Origin of the sequence: Tolypothrix sp. PCC 7712 (assembly GCF_025860405.1) — a bacterium.
Taxonomy (GTDB): domain Bacteria; phylum Cyanobacteriota; class Cyanobacteriia; order Cyanobacteriales; family Nostocaceae; genus Aulosira; species Aulosira diplosiphon.
Window position 1 is genome coordinate 2,040,578 of the sequence record NZ_CP063785.1, and the last position, 17,646, is coordinate 2,058,223.

A 17,646-nucleotide genomic window follows, 5' to 3' on the forward strand; every position below is an offset into this window, starting at 1 on the left:
ATGACCACACTTGTTTATCTTCAATGTCCATCGGGAATTTCCGGTGATATGTGTTTGGGGGCCTTGGTAAGTCTGGGTGTTCCCTTGGAGTATTTAAGTGAAAAACTCAACAAATTGGGAATTGCCAAGGAGTACGAATTAACAGCTCAATTAGTTCAGCATCATGATCATGGTCAGCAAGCAACTAAAGTCAATGTGGATTTAGTACATAATCACGCACACCATGATCACGAACATAGTCATCATCATGGACGAAATCTGCCAGAAATAGAACGCATGATTTTGCAAGCCGAATTGCCACAAAGAGCAGAAGCTTGGAGTTTAGCTGTATTTCGCCAACTAGCAGTTGCAGAAGGGGCTGTACACGGCATCGCCCCAGAGAAAGTTCATTTTCATGAGGTGGGTGCCGTGGATGCAATTGTGGACATTGTTGGCACTTGCTTGGGGTTAGATTGGTTAGGCGTTGGGAGCGATCGCGCAGGATGGCCTTTACTTTACTGTTCAGCGTTTCCCACAGGCGGAGGCACAGTGCGTGCAGCGCATGGACAAATGGCAGTACCAGTACCCGCTGTCTTGAAATTGTGGGAAATGCGGGGTTGTCCAGTTTATAGCAACGGAATTGAGCGAGAATTAGTAACACCTACGGGAGCTGCGATCGCCACTACTTTGGCAAGAGAATTCGGTTCACCACCACCAATCACCATCAAGCAGGTAGGATTGGGAGCAGGTTCGATAAATTTGCCCATCCCCAATATACTACGCATGTGGCTGGGTGAAAGCAGCAGTTTACAGGGAGATATCAGCAGTTATGACGATACTAGCCCTACTCTCGAAAGCATTTCGGTACTAGAAACTCAAATTGATGACTTAAATCCCCAAGCAATTGGCTATGTATTTGAAGCATTATTTGCCGCAGGTGCAGTGGATGTCTTCACTCAATCTATAGGGATGAAAAAATCTCGTCCCGGAATATTGCTCACTGTCATTTGTCATCCAGAAAATTTACTCAACTGTGAAGCAATTTTATTTCGGGAAACTACTACTTTAGGAGTTCGCCGCACAACTCAGCAACGGGCAATTTTACAAAGAGAAATTCAACAAGTAGAAACTGAATATGGCACAGTTCGCGTTAAGGTAGCTTGGCAATCTAAAGGTGTTCTAGCTAATGTCCAGCCAGAATACGAAGATTGTGCAGAATTAGCACGCAAACATCATATTCCTTGGCGCGAAATTCAACGGCTAGCGCTGCAAAGTTGGTATTTAAAAACAACCAGCTAAGTTGTTCAAGCAAAGGGGAAAGGGGGCAAAGGGTAAGGGTTAAGGGAAAAACCTTTAACCTTTTGCCTAAATTTAAGCAGTATTCTTGGATCTACTTATAGCGTTCCTATTTCAGTTGTGAAAAATATCGGTTTTGGCTGTTGACGGTTGACTGCTGACTGTCAACAGTTAACTGTTAACAACCCTTCAGAGCAGATTTCACAAATCATTTAGGATTGCTATATTGATTGCAAACATAAAAAATAGGGCAAGCATTTCGCCCACCCTGAATTTCTTTTAACCGATGAGTGATTTTGATGAACTTATCTCAATGTTTTATTTACAGCATCACCTGCATTTCTACCTAAGTCTTCAGCAGCATTTTGAGTGTTTTCTTTGATGTTTTCAAGACCGCGCTTGGTTCCTTTAGCAACACCTTCACCTACTTCTGCGGCAGAACTACCGATATCTTCACCCAAGTTTTTCACTCTTTGACCAAAGGGTGTGCCTTGCCGATAGTTTTCTACATATTGTCCTGTGCTATCAATGCTTTTTTCATCTATGTTTCTTTGAGAATTATCCCGCAAAGCTTTAGCTCTTGCTTCTGCTGCTTTTTCATCTCCACGGGCGCGGGGATCTATATCACTAAAGTTATTCATGCCACCTTGAGGAGAGGCGAGATCATAACTCTTTGTGGGATCATAGCGTTCAGCATTGGGTGGTTGAGAACCAGGTTGTGAAGGTTGTCCAGCTATTGTAGGACGGTTACAAGCTTGTGTGACTAATAGAAGGATTCCTGCTAAGAAAACTCCTACAATTTTCACCGGACGAAAGTTTTGTAGCCAAGCTGTGAATTTTTTCATGATGTTACTCCTTGCATTTTCTGACTAAATTATTGGACTGTAATTCCAATACTCAACTTCAGTAACCAAATAAATTTCTTATCTGCCTACTGCTGGATCTTTTTGTAATTCAGGTCTCGCACTTGCTTCATCTGCTTTCTCTTTTAAAAAGCCAGAAGCTTCTTTCACATTTTCTTTGACAGTATCAATACGGTCTTTAATGCGAGTGCCTACATTTGGTTCGCGCTGAATTAAACCACCTGCTTCAGGTTGTTGAAAATTCTTTTCGGTAATCAGGGGTAATTCACCTTCTTTTAACACTCTACCTGTTGGTGTTTCTGCACCAGGGTAAAGTATTTTGGATTCTTGATTAGTGGCAATTAACAGTCCTGAAATTGGTTCTAAGCTAGCTTGGTCACGTTCATTCCGGCTGCTAGAGTTAGTAACTTTAGGATCGGTGGACATTCTATAATTGGTATATTTATCTCCACCGTTTTTATATGGATTGTTTGCACCGCCAGCTTGTACAGCTGGATTTTGAGGATTTGCACCTTGTGCATTTGCTCCAGTACAAGCAGTACTAACTATCAAAAATAGACTGGCCACGCAGACAGTTAAAATTTGGCGCAGTCGTAGTTTTTTCCATAAAGCTGTCAAACGATTCACTAAATCCTCCTTGCAACTATCAGCAAGCCAATTGACGCTGAACATGATTTGTTTGTCAGCGAAATTTGCACTTGATTTAGTTGAGCAACGTTGTGTTCAACAATTATCAACAATAGAAAGTTTAAAAATGCTTTTCCTCTAGCGTAAGTCACATTCTGATAGCGACCAATACACTATTTTTATCTAACTATGGAGAGAGATTATCTAAGATAATTAGCTTGTAATCCTGATGGTACCTACTATTAAGCTACGCATCACAGTATATGCTCTTGATTGTAAATTTGATTTTTAATTTATACTTTCTAATAAAAGCTTGTTAAAGAATATTAAATATTCGAGTTATGATGAAGATAGTTAGTAAAATACTCTTTTATTTTTCCGGAAGTAGCTAGTAAGTGGGCGTTTAGTTAACTAAATTGAATGCAACTAAACTCAAATCATAAACTTGATGTTAGGTTTTGTTTATTAACCCAAGTTCTACAGTTTTCAGTTTTTCTCTCCCACTCAACCATAATATTAATCAGCTGATGTAACATAAAATTTGAGATGTTCAGCCTGAAGGTATTTAATCGTTAAATTGCTGGAATGTGGAAAAAAATTTTACGTTGGATAATTTTAGGCGGAACGCTGGTTTTTTTAGGCAAAGCCTTAAAAGATCATTGGCAAGAAGTAACAAACATCCAGATTGATACAGATGGATGGGCAATTTTAGCGATCGCAACTGGTGTGACTTTACTTGCACATACCTGGGCTGGCTGGATATGGACTTGGGTTCTCAAAGATTTAAATCAACCTGTAGTATCCATTCAATTAATTCAGGTATATCTCAAAACAAACATTGCTAAGTATTTACCAGGCAATATTTGGCATCACTACGGCAGAATTGTAGCGGCAAAAAATGCTACAGGTTCTACTGGGGCTGCGACTTTAAGTGTCGTACTAGAACCACTCCTGATGGCTGCGGCTGCTTTAATTATCGTACTTGTATTTGGTACGCAATTGACTGCTGCCAATACCAATATTTTGTTTTTAATATTGCAATTTCTGTGTTTGGCTGTGGTGCTTTGTGCGCTTCATCCCTGGTTTTTGAACCCAGTCATTCACTTTGTACATAAATTGAAAGAGAAAAAGCTGGATCGACAGGGTAGCGACTCCAGTAGCAATCTGCGTATTGAACGCTATCCTGTACGCCCTTTATTAGGAGAATTAGCCTTTTTAGGGTTGCGTGGGGCTGGGTTTATCTTAACTCTATTTGCCTTGGGGCCTTTGAATGCGGGTCAAATTCCTTTATTGCTAGGGGCGTTTAGTTTCGCCTGGCTACTGGGGTTTGTTGTTCCTGGCGCGCCTGGGGGATTGGGTGTATTTGAAGCCACTGCGATCGCACTTTTGCAAAATCATTTTCCTGCGGCTGTGGTGATTAGTGCGATCGCTCTCTATCGTTTAATTAGTATTGTCGCTGAAACTGCTGGTGCGGCTCTAGCTTGGCTTGATGAATACCTAGCTCAATAGTTTATTGTATTAGGACTTACGCAAAAGTTACGGAATTACGTCATTACCAGCGTAGTGACGTAATCGCCTAAAATTATGGGATTGCTTCCCTACAATACGTTCCGGTCGCAATGACAAATTTTGCTTGGGTAAGTCCTGTGTATTTTTTGCATGACAAAATTATTAATTCTCAGTCATCCATTTTTGATTGAGAAAATACTCGATAATCATCTATATTCTCTGAATTTAATGTTTCTACTTCTGTCACATGTTCGTTGATTTTTATCAATGTGTATTCTACATTTTCAGCATAAATTGCAAATGTAATATTAAAAAACTCTAAAAAATTAATAAACTTTTGGCATTCTTCTTCTGGCAAATTTTCATAGTATCTAATTAAGTGAGCAATTTTAATTTCTAAATGGCTACGTGCGTTTTCACAAATTAAAATAATTTTTAATAGTAAAATTATTAATGTTAGAGGATGTCTTTGAGAAATCAACAAACTAAATAATGCTGATGGTTCTGTGCCGTTCTCTATAGTTAAACAATCAATTAATCGATTACAAATTCTCAGGAATAAGTTAGGAGTAACAATCTTTTCATCAGCCTCTTTTTTCCAGGAAGATAGAGTTTCTGATAATTGCTGCATCACAGTGTCTGTACAACCTTGGGATGCTATAGTAAAAAATAAATAATTTTGCAGACTTTGTTTAAAATCTTTTAATTTCTGATTTTCTGTTTGTTTGATAAATATATTAGCAATATTTTCATAACTAAATCTACCTTTTTTAACCAAAATAATTTTAATTATTCTGATAATATTATCACCCAAAAGGCTAGGATTTTTGTAGCGAAATTTACTAGATGCGGAAGACTGAGAGCGAGCAATATACATCGCTAATTCAAATTTAAATTTGTCCTTCATCTGCCTAGAGAGCTTTCTTGCTACCTCTTGTTGCTCTCTGGGTTTCTTGTCGTCAAAAGCTTGTGCCGATAATAAATAAGAAGTATAGCGATTAGCCCAGTTACTTTTAGTTGCTGAATTATTTACTTGTTTTTTGTATTTTTCAGCCAATAATTTGATGTCTTTGTAATCTTGGCTATTAATAAAATTTTTTAACCAAATCTTGTGTATTATCTCGTCACGGCTATTAGTTTGGGTTTTATCTTGATAATCATCAAATAATTTAATTAATTCGTGGATATATTTATATCGTCTTTGAGCTTCCCAGTTATTTACTAATATATAAAAGCAACGTTTGATCGTATAGCTAAAATCTTTTTCTTTCTTCATGAAAGAAATTCTGTATAATCCAGTCGATTTAGCTAAATTAGGCGAATCCTTGAAATCTATAAATAAACTTTTAAACTCTTGCAACGTATCATCTGGTTGCCATTTTTGCACTATTCCTACAAGAAAGCTGTAAAGCCTTTCTTGTGCAATTTGCAGAGTCATTGGTTGAGACTTGCTTTTAACAATATCCTGCTCTTCCTGACTAATGTCTAAACCATTAATTGCCATACCTGTTTTCAAGAACCAAAGCGTTGCTGATCATATTGTTATCAGCTTAACCTCAGCAAACCAGAGTATCAATCAATAATTCATAAATTACGTAATTTTTTACCGAAATTTAGGTAAACATACCAACAAATTTCTTCGATGTAATTAGGACTTACGCAAAAGTCACGGAATTACGTCATTACGAGCGTAGCGACGTAATCCCCTAAAACTATGGGATTGCTTCCCTACACTACGTTCCGGTCGCAATGACAAATTTTGCTTGCGTAAGTCCTGTTACTCATCTAAGTTGTTTGAGCATAAATGAAATACTGTGAGCTTTCTTAGCTTTCAGACATCCTCTAAGCATATACAGCTTGCTTGTACATCTTTAGGCTGATTTATACTTATGCTGGCTAAATATTTTATTAAGTATTATTACAAAATAATTAGATTTATTAATGTATAAAAAATACTTGCAAATTTTGCGTTTAAAGCTTTTTAGTAGGTCGGCGCAATTCACAATTAAAGATAACTGTAGAGGTTGGTCATTGTTCATTGGTCAGAGTTTCAAGCTTATTTACAGTTCGTAACATAGTTCGGTTGAGTTCCACCGAGTTACTTATGTTTAAAAGCTGATTGAGGAGCATAAATTTTCCCGACTGCGCCTGATGCTTACAACCTACAAGCAAACTTAGAAAATGCTTCTTGCACTAATCCCCGATTTCTAGTATAAAATTTCCTCTAATTCCACAGGCAGATATAAATTTAGCTGAGTTATCGTTGCAAAGCTTAAACAAAATAATAATGATGAATTAGCACTATCTTTAAACAGAAGGACTACAATCAAAACGGACAAATTAGCACTGTAACCAAGGAGGCATACACCGCTATGTCCGACTTAAATCGTGGAATTATGAAATTTGAGGGCGCTGACTCTCCAAAAGTGGTCACTATCTCTACCGTGCTGCTTTTGGGGTCAATTGCCGCCCTAATTATTTGGGCCCTACAAGCTGCCTATGCGCTAAACTAAGTAACTAGCAGCTTAGTATTTGGTAGTTTAGCAGGACACTGGTAAAAGCTTCTGCCATAGCCAAGTGTCTCCTGCTCATCCTGATAAAAGCGCCCTTAGAAGCATCAATAAAATTTCCCACCGATTTTAGATTTGAGATTTGAGATGCAACGTGCAAAATGCAAAATAAATCTAAAATCCAAAATCCAAGATGTTTGAACTTTGGGGTGCCTTAACTATTTTAATTGTCTGCCCCCTATTGGGTGCTATACCGCTAATTGCCTGGATTACCTATGCCATCACTGGTAAAAACTTGGCAAGACTGGGGACAGGAAATATCAGTGTGTCAGCCGCTTTTTACCACGGTGGCAAACTGGTAGGGATTCTAGCAGTATTATCTGAAGCTTTTAAGGGTATTGCCGCAGTTCTCATTGCCCGCGCTTTCTTTGGTGAGGGGTCAACATGGGAATTAATTGCCATGATTGCCCTAGTATTGGGTAGATACTCGCTAGGTAGAGGGGCTGGTACAACCAACGTCGTCTGGGGATTTTTGGTACATGATCCACTTGTGGCGGGATTTATAGGTTTATTAGCAGCGATCGCCTTTTCAGTTTTTCAATCGAAAAAGCTAGTGAAATTTGGAGTTTTGTTGCTGTTACCTATATTTGAGATTGTACTGCACGCGGAAGACTTCTCCAGAGTGGTTGCAGCTGTAGCTCTAGCTGGCTTACTAGGCTGGATTTATACCAGAATTCCTGATGATTTGAAGTTACCCGTCCCAGGGGCGAAAAGTGAATCAAAGCCCATGCTGGAATTTTTGGGCGGGGATATCAAGCTTTTCTCTCTGAATGAAGACTTAGAGGAATCGATAGTTGGGCACAAAGCAGCAGCATTATCTCAAATTAAACGCTGGGGTTATCCAGTCCCCAAGGGATGGCTACTAACACCCAATGACGATGTAGACGCAGTTATCGATTTTTTTCAACCTTCGGAATTATCGCCTTTAGTGGTGCGTTCCTCAGCAATTGGCGAAGATTCAGAATCCGCCTCGGCTGCTGGACAGTATTTAACAGTATTGAACGTTACTAGCGAACAGGGGCTAAAAGAAGCGATCGCTCAAGTTAGAGCTTCTTACGATCATCCCACAGCTGTACAATATCGGCGCGATCGCGGTTTGCCTGACCAATCGATGTCTGTATTGGTGCAGCAACAAGTCCAGAGTGTCTATTCTGGTGTGGCCTTCAGTCGCGATCCCATCACTCAGCAAGGTGATGCCATTGTGATTGAAGCTTTACCAGGGAGCGCCAGTCAAGTTGTTTCTGGCAGAATTACACCCGAACAATATCGGGCTTTTGTGGTGGAAACTGAGAATTTCTCCTCTGTGCAATTGGAAGGTACAGGAAGAGTACCACAAGCCATTATTAAACAAGTAGCATTTTTAGCCCGTCGCCTGGAAAAGCGTTACTACGGCGTTCCCCAAGATATTGAGTGGAGTTATGATGGGCAAACTCTGTGGGTATTACAAGCTAGACCCATCACTACTTTATTACCTATTTGGACGAGGAAAATCGCTGCGGAAGTTATTCCCGGTGTGATTCACCCCTTAACTTGGTCGGTGAATCGTCCCTTAACTTGCGGTGTTTGGGGAGAAATTTTTACTATAGGTTTAGGCGATCGCGTCTTAGGATTAGACTTTGCCGAAACCGCTACACTTCATTATTCTAGAGCTTATTTTAATGCATCCCTCCTGGGAGATATTTTTCTCAGAATGGGTCTACCGCCAGAAAGTTTAGAATTTTTGACCAGAGGCGATAAATTAAGTAGACCACCCTTACTGGCTACATTACGAAGTATTCCCGGATTGTTGCGGTTAGTGCAGCGAGAAAGGGATTTAGAGCAAGACTTTAAGCGAGATTACCGGGAAAAATTTGTACCTGTATTGTCGCAGTTAGCTCATGAGTCCATCAGCAATTTAGAACCAGCGCTGATCTGGAGAAGAATTGAATTAATTTTAGATGTGCTGCGCCTGGGGACTTACTACAGTATTTTCGCTCCGATCAGTGCTGCTATCAGACAAAAGATATTCCGCATCAAAGAAGGGGAAATCGATCATAGCGTTGCGCCAGAGGTAGCAGTACTGCGAGCTTTGAGTAGTTTAGCGCAAACTGCCAAACAAATATTACCGGAATTTGAGCCTGAGAAAGTGTTTGAGCAGTTGGATGAAACACCTGAAGGCAAAAACCTGTTGTATGATTTCAACGAACTGCTGCAAGATTACGGCTATTTAAGTGAAGTTGGCACAGATATTTCTGTAGTCACCTGGAAAGAAAACCCGCAGTATGTACAGCAGTTATTTGTGCAGTTAATGCAGGGAAACGATCCCCAACCTGGGGGCGTAGATCCGATAAATCAGGTATTTTCTGGGAAACGGAAGCGGGGAAGCGCGCAAAGAAGAGTGGATCTTAAAGGTCGAGTTACCGAAGTTTATTCGCGACTCTTAGCCGAATTACGTTGGAGTTTTGTTGCTTTAGAAGAGATTTGGTTAAAATCCGGCTGGCTAAGTCAACCCGGCGATATCTTCTTTTTGGAATTTGAGGAAATTGGCAGTTTAATTGCCAATCCTGAGCTAGAAATTAGTACTCAGTTACATAAGTTAGTGCAAAAAAGGCGATCGCAATTTGTTCAAGACAGCGAAATCACTCAAATTCCCCTACTAGTTTACGGTCATACACCGCCTCATCCTCTACCGCCATCACCGCTATATTCTGACCAAGTCTTACATGGTATCCCCGCCAGCCACGGACAGGCGGAAGGCAAAGTTAAGGTGTTACGGAATTTACAAACAATACCCGAAATTGACAAAGAGACAATTCTCGTTGTACCTTATACCGATTCTGCCTGGGCACCTTTCCTAGTCAGGGCTGGAGGATTAATTGCCGAAGCAGGAGGTAGGCTTTCACACGGTGCGATCGTTGCCCGTGAATACCGTATTCCTGCTATTATGGATGTGCGTGGTGCTACATGGTTGCTGCAAGATGGGCAGCGAGTCCGCATAGATGGTTCTAGGGGTATTGTGGAATTATCCAATGATTTGAGACCCGAATGATTGCCGCTTCCTTGAACGATTTACCCGAAGAATCCGTTTCTCACAATCCGGAAATCAAGAAAAAAGTGATGCTGCGTCTGGGAGATTTACCTCACCTGACGAACTTTTCGCAAGCGCGTTTTACACCAGGACAAAGCGCATCAGCCCACGCCCATCAAGATATGTCAGAAGTGTTTTTTGTCGAAGCTGGTGAGGGGGTAATTCATGTTGATGGTGTGGAATACCCCCTACTTCCAGGTAACTGTATTGCCATAGAACCGGGTGAAGTTCACGAAGTTGTGAACACAGGTAAAGATGAACTCATACTTACCTATTTCGGTTTGCGCGTTGAAAAGCCAGCATCATGATTGATAGTGCTGAGTGCTGAGTGCTGAGTTAGGAGTTAAAAGTTATTCCCCTTGTCCCCCTGCGTCCCACAGCGATTGATTATTTTTTATATTTGGAAGTTCCTTACTGGAGTTTCAAGAACTTATCCAAAGCAGATATCATACTGGGAGGCCAACGGCGAATATTTGTTACCCAGTTGATATCTTTGTAGCGGGTATCAAGTCCTACGGCTGCAACCCAGTTACTTTCGGCTTCACCTTTTTGTCCAGTCACCCAATAGGCTGCTGTCAGTGCTGCGCGCATATCCGCAAATTTGGGATATTTACGGACTATATTCCGCATTTCGCGAATAGCTGGTTCGATTTGCCCAGTTTCATATAGTGCGAGAGCATAGTTAGCACGGGCAAAGGCGAAATTAGGAGCGATCACAAATGATTTTTGATAGTCTGCGATCGCATCTTGCCATTTTCCCAATCCGGCTTTAGCGTTACCGCGATTGTTATATGCCATTGCGTCTTTGGGATCTAACTCTAGGACATGGTTATAATCTGCGATCGCATCTTGCCATTTTCCCAATCCTTCCAAAGCTGTACCACGATTTAAATAAGGATCGGTAACTTGGGGAGCCAGTTCTATAGCTTTGTTATAATCCGTCAGCGCCGCTTCTAACTTATTCTGACTCACCCGAGAATTGCCGCGATTACTCCATGCACCAGCATTAGTCGGGAATTGCTCAATAATCTGTGTCCAGTAGGTTTCCGCCGTCGCAAAATCGCCTTGATTAGTAGCAGCAAAAGCTTTATTTGCCAACTCATCCCCTTGTTCTAACTGTTCTTGAGTCAGATTAGTAGTTTGGGAGAGTGCCATCACTGGTGTACCCCAGCCAAACACAAGTAAAAAACTGAGAAAAATACTAATTAATTGAATCATCTGGCTTTATCTGTGTCTATCTGTAATGGGGATTGGGGAACTCGGGGCCCCCTCTGGGGATAAGGGGTAATGGGGACTGGGGACTGGGGACTGGGGAACTCGGGGCCCCCTCTGGGGATAAGGGGTAATGGGGACTGGGTAATGGGAAAAATACCAAACTCAATGCCCAATGCCCAATGCCCAATGCCCAATGCCCAATGCCCAATGCCCCATGCCCCATGCCCCATGCCCTATCTAAAATCATTACAGCAAAGACATCTGTTCATTAGGTGGCTTAAAACCTAAATGCTTGTATGCTGCTGTGGTGGCGGTTCTACCACGGGGAGTGCGGCTTAAATAGCCAATTTGCATCAAGTAGGGTTCGTAAACTTCTTCAATGGTTTGGGTATCTTCTCCGGTGGCGGCGGCGATTGTTTCTAAGCCCACTGGCCCGCCATTAAATTGTTCAATGATTACACTTAACATCTTGCGGTCTGTCCAATCTAAACCGCATGGATCTACTTGGAATAGTTGCAGTGCTTCACCTGCAATACTTTGGTTAATTTCCCCAGATTTTTTAACTTCCGCATAATCACGTACTCGCTTGAGTAGCCTATTTGCTATTCGGGGCGTGCCCCGCGATCGCTTGGCAATTTCTGTAGCGCCATCTTCTGTAATCGGAGTTTGAAGTAGTTGAGCAGTTCGCAGTACAATCTTGCTCAGTTCATCAACTTCATAAAATCGCAGTTTTTGGACTAAACCAAAGCGATCGCGTAGTGGAGAAGTTAAAGCACCTACACGGGTTGTAGCTCCCACTAGAGTAAATTTGGACAAAGGTAAACTCCGGGTGCGCGCACTGGAGCCTTTACCAATGGTAATATCAAGGCGATAATCTTCCATTGCGGGATAGAGAATCTCTTCGGTCATCCGCGAGAGGCGATGAATTTCATCAACAAAGAGAATATCTCCTGGCTTTAAGTTCACTAGTAGCCCTACAATATCCCGTGGACGTTCTAGTGCTGGCGCACTTGTAATTTTGTAGTTTACCCCCATTTCCGATGCTAAAATCATTGCCATTGTGGTTTTACCCAGTCCCGGCGGCCCGTATAGTAGCAAATGATCCAGCACTTCACCTCTTGATTTGGCAGCTTTGATGGCAATATCTAGCACATCTTTTAGGTCTTTTTGCCCAATGTAATCGGCAAATCGCTGCGGGCGAATACTTTCTTCTTGTTTACCTTGTTCATCGATCGCAGCTTCGGCTTGCAAAAGTTCTTGGTGAGCAGAAGCTTTCGCTGACTCAGGACGCTGCGGTGGTTGTTCATTGGGTTCTTGAGGCTGTTTTTTAGAGGAGATAATCGCCATAATTTCAGCTATCAACGGTTAAGGAAGACTGTGTAAGCAGGATGTTGGCTACAAAACAACGCATAAACAAGGTATCCAAATATTTTCGCTTGAGAACACGCACGCCAATTTAAAATTTAAATTCCGGACAATTACCCAGGAGTACAAAAATTATTATGTTAGCTAAAAGAATCTTACCTTGCTTAGATGTGAAGGCGGGACGAGTTGTCAAAGGTGTTAACTTTGTTAACCTGCAAGATGCAGGCGATCCGGTAGAACTGGCAAAGGTTTACAACGAAGCCGGTGCTGATGAGTTAGTGTTTCTAGATATTACCGCCACTCATGAAGATAGAGATACAATTATAGATGTGGTGTACCGCACGGCAGAGCAGGTCTTTATTCCCTTAACCGTAGGCGGTGGGATTCAATCCTTAGAAAATGTTAAAGGTTTGTTACGAGCCGGGGCAGATAAGGTTAGTATTAATTCTGCGGCAGTACGTGAACCAGACTTGATTAATCGGGCAAGCGATCGCTTTGGTAATCAGTGCATAGTTGTTGCTATTGATGCTAGACGCAGAGTTGACCCAGAGAATCCAGGTTGGGATGTGTATGTGCGAGGTGGCAGAGAAAATACAGGCAAAGATGCTTTACTCTGGGCACAAGAAGTAGAAAAGCGCGGTGCTGGAGAACTATTGGTAACAAGTATGGATGCTGATGGAACTCAAGCTGGTTATGACTTGGAATTGACAAAATCTATCGCTAACGCTGTCCAAATTCCTGTGATTGCTTCGGGTGGTGCAGGAAACTGCGAACATATTCACGCTGCATTAACTGAGGGGAAAGCAGAAGCAGCGCTATTAGCATCGTTGTTACATTATGGACATCTAAGCGTAGCTCAAATCAAGAGTTATTTGCGCGATCGCTCCGTTCCAGTAAGAATGCTTAACTGAGCAAAAACTTATCCTTATAGGACATTTATCCCAGGTCAGAGACGCTTTCTTGAAACAGTGTTAATATAAATTAACTACTATGAATAAATATTAATAAATATGTTGATTCCTATTTTGTTATTCGATGTGGCGCTGGTGGCTTGGTCACTCCACTTAATGGAAAAAGCCTTTGAGCACAAGGAATTTTCTTTAATGTTGGCTGGAACCTTAGTGGCCCTAGCAGCTGCGGCTATGTTAGTAGTTTACTTTCTGATGGGACACTGTATCAGCTATTTGTTGCAAGTATCTTAGTTAAGTCCTAGGAGTAGAAATTCTCATTTACTCATCTTGACAAAGATAATATTATTCAGCCATAATTAGAAACGCGTATTCCGGGGTTATAGCTCAGTTGGTAGAGCACTTCAATGGCATTGAAGGGGTCAGCGGTTCGAATCCGCTTAGCTCCATCTGTACATTAAATATTTATTGTCAGGTTTAAAGAATTATTGTCCATTTTGACGTAGTTAAGGGACATAAGTAACCTGTTTTCTTGACTTTCAGTACTCAAACCAGTTTTAAATAATTATTGTCCAGAGTTGAAACCAGTTTTAAATAATTATTGTCCAAAATTAAGTTAAGTTTCTCGCTAGATACATTGACTCTAAATGTATCTAGAGATCTATGGGATCAACTGCACAGTTTTAGGCAATATGCCATTGAAGTGCTCCTTTCAAACCACCCTAATAAATAATTTTACAATAGAACACATAATAGTGAAATTGCTGAAAACATAGCGATAAAATCTTTCAACCCACTACCAGCCGTGAGGGTTATTGAAACCATAAGTTATTGGGGCAACTATACTTGGCAGAAGCCTTTCAACCCACCACCAGCCGTGAGGGTTATTGAAACATTTGGCGCTTACGCCGCAGGAGTGATACTACTATGAAACCTTTCAACCCACCACCAGCCGTGAGGGTTATTGAAACGGGAACGAAACCAACTCCGAATTCTCCATTAGGAAACTTTCAACCCACCACCAGCCGTGAGGGTTATTGAAACTCTATCAAACCTATAACCATATATTCAGCAGGAACTTTCAACCCACCACCAGCCGTGAGGGTTATTGAAACTCGGTGAAACTTAGCCCAATGCTTCTGAAATCTATTACTTTCAACCCACCACCAGCCGTGAGGGTTATTGAAACCATCACTAATAGATTTAGCTAGTTTGGAATTTTTCTTTCAACCCACCACCAGCCGTGAGGGTTATTGAAACTATCAAAACCTTGTGTAGCTACAGGATTAACTGAATCTTTCAACCCACCACCAGCCGTGAGGGTTATTGAAACCACATGGATGCTCAAGTGAAATGTTCTAAAGGCGGAGCTTTCAACCCACCACCAGCCGTGAGGGTTATTGAAACGCGTAAGATTCTTTTTCTATATGTACATCTTTAACTTTCAACCCACCACCAGCCGTGAGGGTTATTGAAACCCCGCACTTGTCAAACTCTTATCCTGACTATTTTCCAGAAGCGATTTTGGCAAGTCTACTTAAAAGCCTATTTTCTATCACTAACAAATAAACTTGCATTCGCATTGAAATGAATGAAATGCAGTCAAGACAATAGTTTTAGCCATTTGGCAGCACTCCAGGGATTTTGCTCCTGCTTTGACTTGCCAAAAATAAAAATTAGGGGGTGGTAGTTCGGTAGCCACCATGACGGTATACCCGTACCCTTACTTTGCTGTAAAGTAAGAGGTATTGATGTCCTCATACAACCAAAATCCCAGATTTCAGTCATATAGTCCGCTCTGTCACCTAACACCAAGGAAAAAGAGTTTGATGTCAAGAGCTAAGGTTCTGGGCTGTTTGGCACCCTAACACCTTATACTTCCCATGCGTCTCGGTGCGAGTCCTTTCTCATCTAACAGCAGCATTTGCTTACCCAAGCAATTACTGCTAACAAACGCTTAGATGAACGCACAGGTTGAGTTAGCAGCTACCAGGGTCAGAAAGAATACGCTTGTACAAGCGTTAAACTAACCCATTCCACAGTATCTATACAAAGGGGCTGACACTGTTGCATCATATAGTTAACTCTCGAAAGAGCATATATATATGACGGCACCGATTTAATATAAAAGACAATACAATATTTAGGTAGAAATTTTATCTACCAATAGTATTAATTCTGCATTGGTAAGCAGACAATGCTAGATTTATCGCTTGTTCTTGCAGATTGTCATAAGATGGCTGCATACCAAATTCAATACTAATTTTAAACTCGGCAGCTTTTGACTTTATGGATTCTTGAAGCCTGCCGTAGCTCCAATTGTGTATCTGGCGATTATACTCCTTCACATATATTTTTTGAGCATTTACATCACCAGGGAATTTGGCTTCCGCTTTTGCTTGAATGACACTGGTACGGATTTCCCTCGTGTCTTTTAATCTTGGTAAAACAATGCAGCTAGCCTTATATTCCTTAGTGACTTCTACTATTCTCTTGGCTAGCAATTTATCAACGTATTCTCCTAGTTGCGATTCGCCCATATTACAAGGAGAGTCTTTTTTCTGAGCTTTTTCTCTTTCTTTACGAAAATGCACTTGTTGTCGTCGTCTACGACTTAACAGAGAAAAAGCATCACCTAGTAACTGTTTGACTGTTTTGCAGATGATTTTTTCTTTAGTAATTATATCAACTACAACAAGTGTTGCTAATTCAACAGGATGGAAACTAACACCAACAATTATATTAGACTGACCTCGATAAATTGGCTTACTGGGACGAGCAAATGAATTATTAAGCCGAGACAATGAAGATATATTTCTATTCAGGTTTTTTTGTTCATCGCTATCGATATTTTCATTACCTTCTGCTTTAGTTACTTGTTTTTGTGTAGTATCAGTCTTTTCTTGTCTTACTTCTTCAGTACCCTCTGCTGTCAATAAACGAGCATCATAGGTACAATGCAAAGCTAATTTATTAACTTTCCACGGCTCACCAGCGCCTTCACCTTGTTGCCACAACAACTGTACAGAACGTAGTGTAACCAAGCTACCTGAAAGTTTTATTTCTCCTTTCTCACTTTCTTTAAGAGCTTTATAGTCTTCTAGAAAGCGTTTAAAGAAATGAAGTTGGCGTTTATTACAACAAATTTGAAAGTGAAATTTAGCCCAGCCATTGAAGTAAACACAAATTTTTCTTTGTTCATTTTTATACCAAGTTAAATCGCTATACAAATAATCGATAGGATACGGTAAATCTGAGACTTTATTTAATAAGCTAGCTATCCATTCTGCGAACTCTTCATTGTTTTGAGGTACTTGATTGATTAAATTATCAAATGCATGATTATATCTTTCTCCTGTTATATCTCTACCATTAGGTAATTTATTCTTCTGTATTTGTTCTTCTAGACGTTTAATCTGGACTTGTTTTTCAGTGCGACGCTTTTTAAGCTTTTTGATATCTTCCTCTAGATCACTAACTTGATTATGGTTTTTTATCAGGTAGGCGACGGCACACTGCGTTAGAATATCCTGAGTTATTTTATGGATTTTATATAAAATTTCAGTCAATGTTTCTGGGATATTTTTATCTACGTTTTCTTGGTAATCAGAATTTTCCCTTTGTTTGGAGGCGTTAATTTCATTACTACTGTTTTGAACTTTTTTCCTCGCTGACTTTGTTTGATTTAGAACGGCATCATGATTAGTAATCTGTTCTAGAAATTCTTTTGGCTGGCTCAGTATATCTTGTGCTTTACAACGGATTGTCTGTAAATCACAATTACTTTCTTGTACAAGTTCAACATCACTTTTGAGAATATTATTTAGAAAATATTCTTTACCTTCTTTCTGCTTTTTTATTTTTTGAGATAATGTAAGCCATGATGTATAAACCTCTGTTACTAAAGAGTCTGCTGATGAGCCAAGACGACCTGACTGTTGTTGAAGATCAGAATCGTTTGTTAGAGCTTTGCGTAATTTTGTGATTTCTTTTTTACTTATTGTTCCCTTCTCTTGATTGGTTTCAAATTCTGGTTGCTCACTTACACTCTTCAATAATTGAACAATCAGAGGAGTATTTTTTTGGGTCATTTCTTCCCATACTTTACGCAGTACATCTTCACTAGCATGGAGATGGCATCGTATAGTTCTATGGATTGGACTCGTGGATTTCTTCTGGCGATCGCGGCTCATAGTGTGAACCTCTCCATAAAATAAATAATTTCTTAGCTCGTTTAGTTAGAACTT

13 protein-coding genes, 1 tRNA gene and 1 CRISPR repeat array are annotated in these 17,646 nt (G+C 40.5%); of the genes, 8 read left to right on the top strand and 6 right to left on the bottom strand.

What is annotated here, in order from left to right; translation table 11 throughout:
• Nucleotides 1–1,278: a nickel pincer cofactor biosynthesis protein LarC gene (gene larC, locus HGR01_RS08240; RefSeq protein WP_045869572.1), complete on the top strand. Its 1,278-nt coding sequence runs from the start codon at nt 1–3 to the stop codon at nt 1,276–1,278.
• A 302-nt stretch (nt 1,279–1,580) separates the two neighbouring features.
• Here the strand turns inward: larC and HGR01_RS08245 are convergent, their stop codons facing one another.
• Both HGR01_RS08245 and HGR01_RS08250 read right to left on the bottom strand, forming a co-directional pair.
• Nucleotides 1,581–2,120 carry a hypothetical protein gene (locus HGR01_RS08245; RefSeq protein WP_045869571.1) on the bottom strand — a complete coding sequence of 180 codons (540 nt, stop codon included), beginning with the start codon at nt 2,118–2,120 and terminating at the stop codon, nt 1,581–1,583.
• Nucleotides 2,121–2,198: 78 nt separating this feature from the next.
• A complete protein-coding gene (locus HGR01_RS08250) occupies nt 2,199–2,765 on the bottom strand; it encodes a DUF6658 family protein (protein WP_045869710.1) in 567 nt (188 codons plus the stop codon).
• A gap of 585 nt (nt 2,766–3,350) precedes the next feature.
• Here HGR01_RS08250 and HGR01_RS08255 point away from each other — a divergent pair.
• The gene (locus HGR01_RS08255; protein ID WP_045869570.1) at nt 3,351–4,274 is read left to right on the top strand and encodes a lysylphosphatidylglycerol synthase transmembrane domain-containing protein; all 924 of its coding nucleotides are present in this window, start codon (nt 3,351–3,353) and stop codon (nt 4,272–4,274) included.
• 169 nt (nt 4,275–4,443) lie between these two features.
• On the opposite strand, the gene HGR01_RS08260 is transcribed toward HGR01_RS08255, so the two are convergent.
• Nucleotides 4,444–5,778 (bottom strand): hypothetical protein, encoded by a 1,335-nt coding sequence (locus tag HGR01_RS08260; RefSeq protein WP_045869569.1) that lies wholly within the window; start codon nt 5,776–5,778, stop codon nt 4,444–4,446.
• A gap of 1,199 nt (nt 5,779–6,977) precedes the next feature.
• Between HGR01_RS08260 and HGR01_RS08265 the strand changes: the two genes are divergently transcribed.
• Together HGR01_RS08265 and HGR01_RS08270 are read left to right on the top strand one after the other, a co-directional pair.
• Nucleotides 6,978–9,872 carry a glycerol-3-phosphate acyltransferase gene (locus HGR01_RS08265; protein WP_045869568.1) on the top strand — a complete coding sequence of 965 codons (2,895 nt, stop codon included), beginning with the start codon at nt 6,978–6,980 and terminating at the stop codon, nt 9,870–9,872.
• Nucleotides 9,869–10,219, top strand: coding sequence for a cupin domain-containing protein (locus HGR01_RS08270; protein WP_045869567.1), 351 nt, complete (start codon nt 9,869–9,871; stop codon nt 10,217–10,219). The genes HGR01_RS08265 and HGR01_RS08270 overlap by 4 nt, the downstream gene beginning before the upstream one ends.
• A 103-nt stretch (nt 10,220–10,322) precedes the next feature.
• On the opposite strand, the gene HGR01_RS08275 is transcribed toward HGR01_RS08270, so the two are convergent.
• Entirely contained in the window at nt 10,323–11,129 is an 807-nt protein-coding gene (locus HGR01_RS08275; RefSeq protein ID WP_045869566.1) for a tetratricopeptide repeat protein, read from the bottom strand.
• 69 nt (nt 11,130–11,198) lie between these two features.
• Here HGR01_RS08275 and HGR01_RS08280 point away from each other — a divergent pair, with 69 nt between their 5' ends.
• Nucleotides 11,199–11,414 (top strand): hypothetical protein, encoded by a 216-nt coding sequence (locus HGR01_RS08280; RefSeq protein WP_071989373.1) that lies wholly within the window; start codon nt 11,199–11,201, stop codon nt 11,412–11,414.
• On the opposite strand, the gene ruvB is transcribed toward HGR01_RS08280, so the two are convergent.
• Nucleotides 11,373–12,473, bottom strand: a complete 1,101-nt coding sequence (ruvB, locus tag HGR01_RS08285) for a Holliday junction branch migration DNA helicase RuvB (protein WP_045869564.1) — start codon at nt 12,471–12,473, stop codon at nt 11,373–11,375. The genes HGR01_RS08280 and ruvB overlap by 42 nt on opposite strands.
• A gap of 155 nt (nt 12,474–12,628) precedes the next feature.
• Between ruvB and hisF the strand changes: the two genes are divergently transcribed.
• From hisF to HGR01_RS08300, 3 genes are all read left to right on the top strand, one after another.
• Nucleotides 12,629–13,402: an imidazole glycerol phosphate synthase subunit HisF gene (gene hisF / locus HGR01_RS08290; protein ID WP_045869563.1), complete on the top strand. Its 774-nt coding sequence runs from the start codon at nt 12,629–12,631 to the stop codon at nt 13,400–13,402.
• A gap of 99 nt (nt 13,403–13,501) precedes the next feature.
• Entirely contained in the window at nt 13,502–13,693 is a 192-nt protein-coding gene (locus tag HGR01_RS08295; RefSeq protein WP_045869562.1) for a hypothetical protein, read from the top strand.
• An 82-nt stretch (nt 13,694–13,775) separates the two neighbouring features.
• Nucleotides 13,776–13,848 (top strand) — tRNA-Ala (locus HGR01_RS08300).
• A gap of 336 nt (nt 13,849–14,184) precedes the next feature.
• Nucleotides 14,185–14,877: a CRISPR direct-repeat array (repeat unit 37 nt; unit sequence CTTTCAACCCACCACCAGCCGTGAGGGTTATTGAAAC).
• Between the two features lie 678 nt (nt 14,878–15,555).
• Here HGR01_RS08300 and cas12k read toward each other — a convergent pair.
• Nucleotides 15,556–17,592: a type V CRISPR-associated protein Cas12k gene (gene cas12k, locus HGR01_RS08305; protein ID WP_045869560.1), complete on the bottom strand. Its 2,037-nt coding sequence runs from the start codon at nt 17,590–17,592 to the stop codon at nt 15,556–15,558.
• Nucleotides 17,593–17,646: the final 54 nt, after the last annotated feature.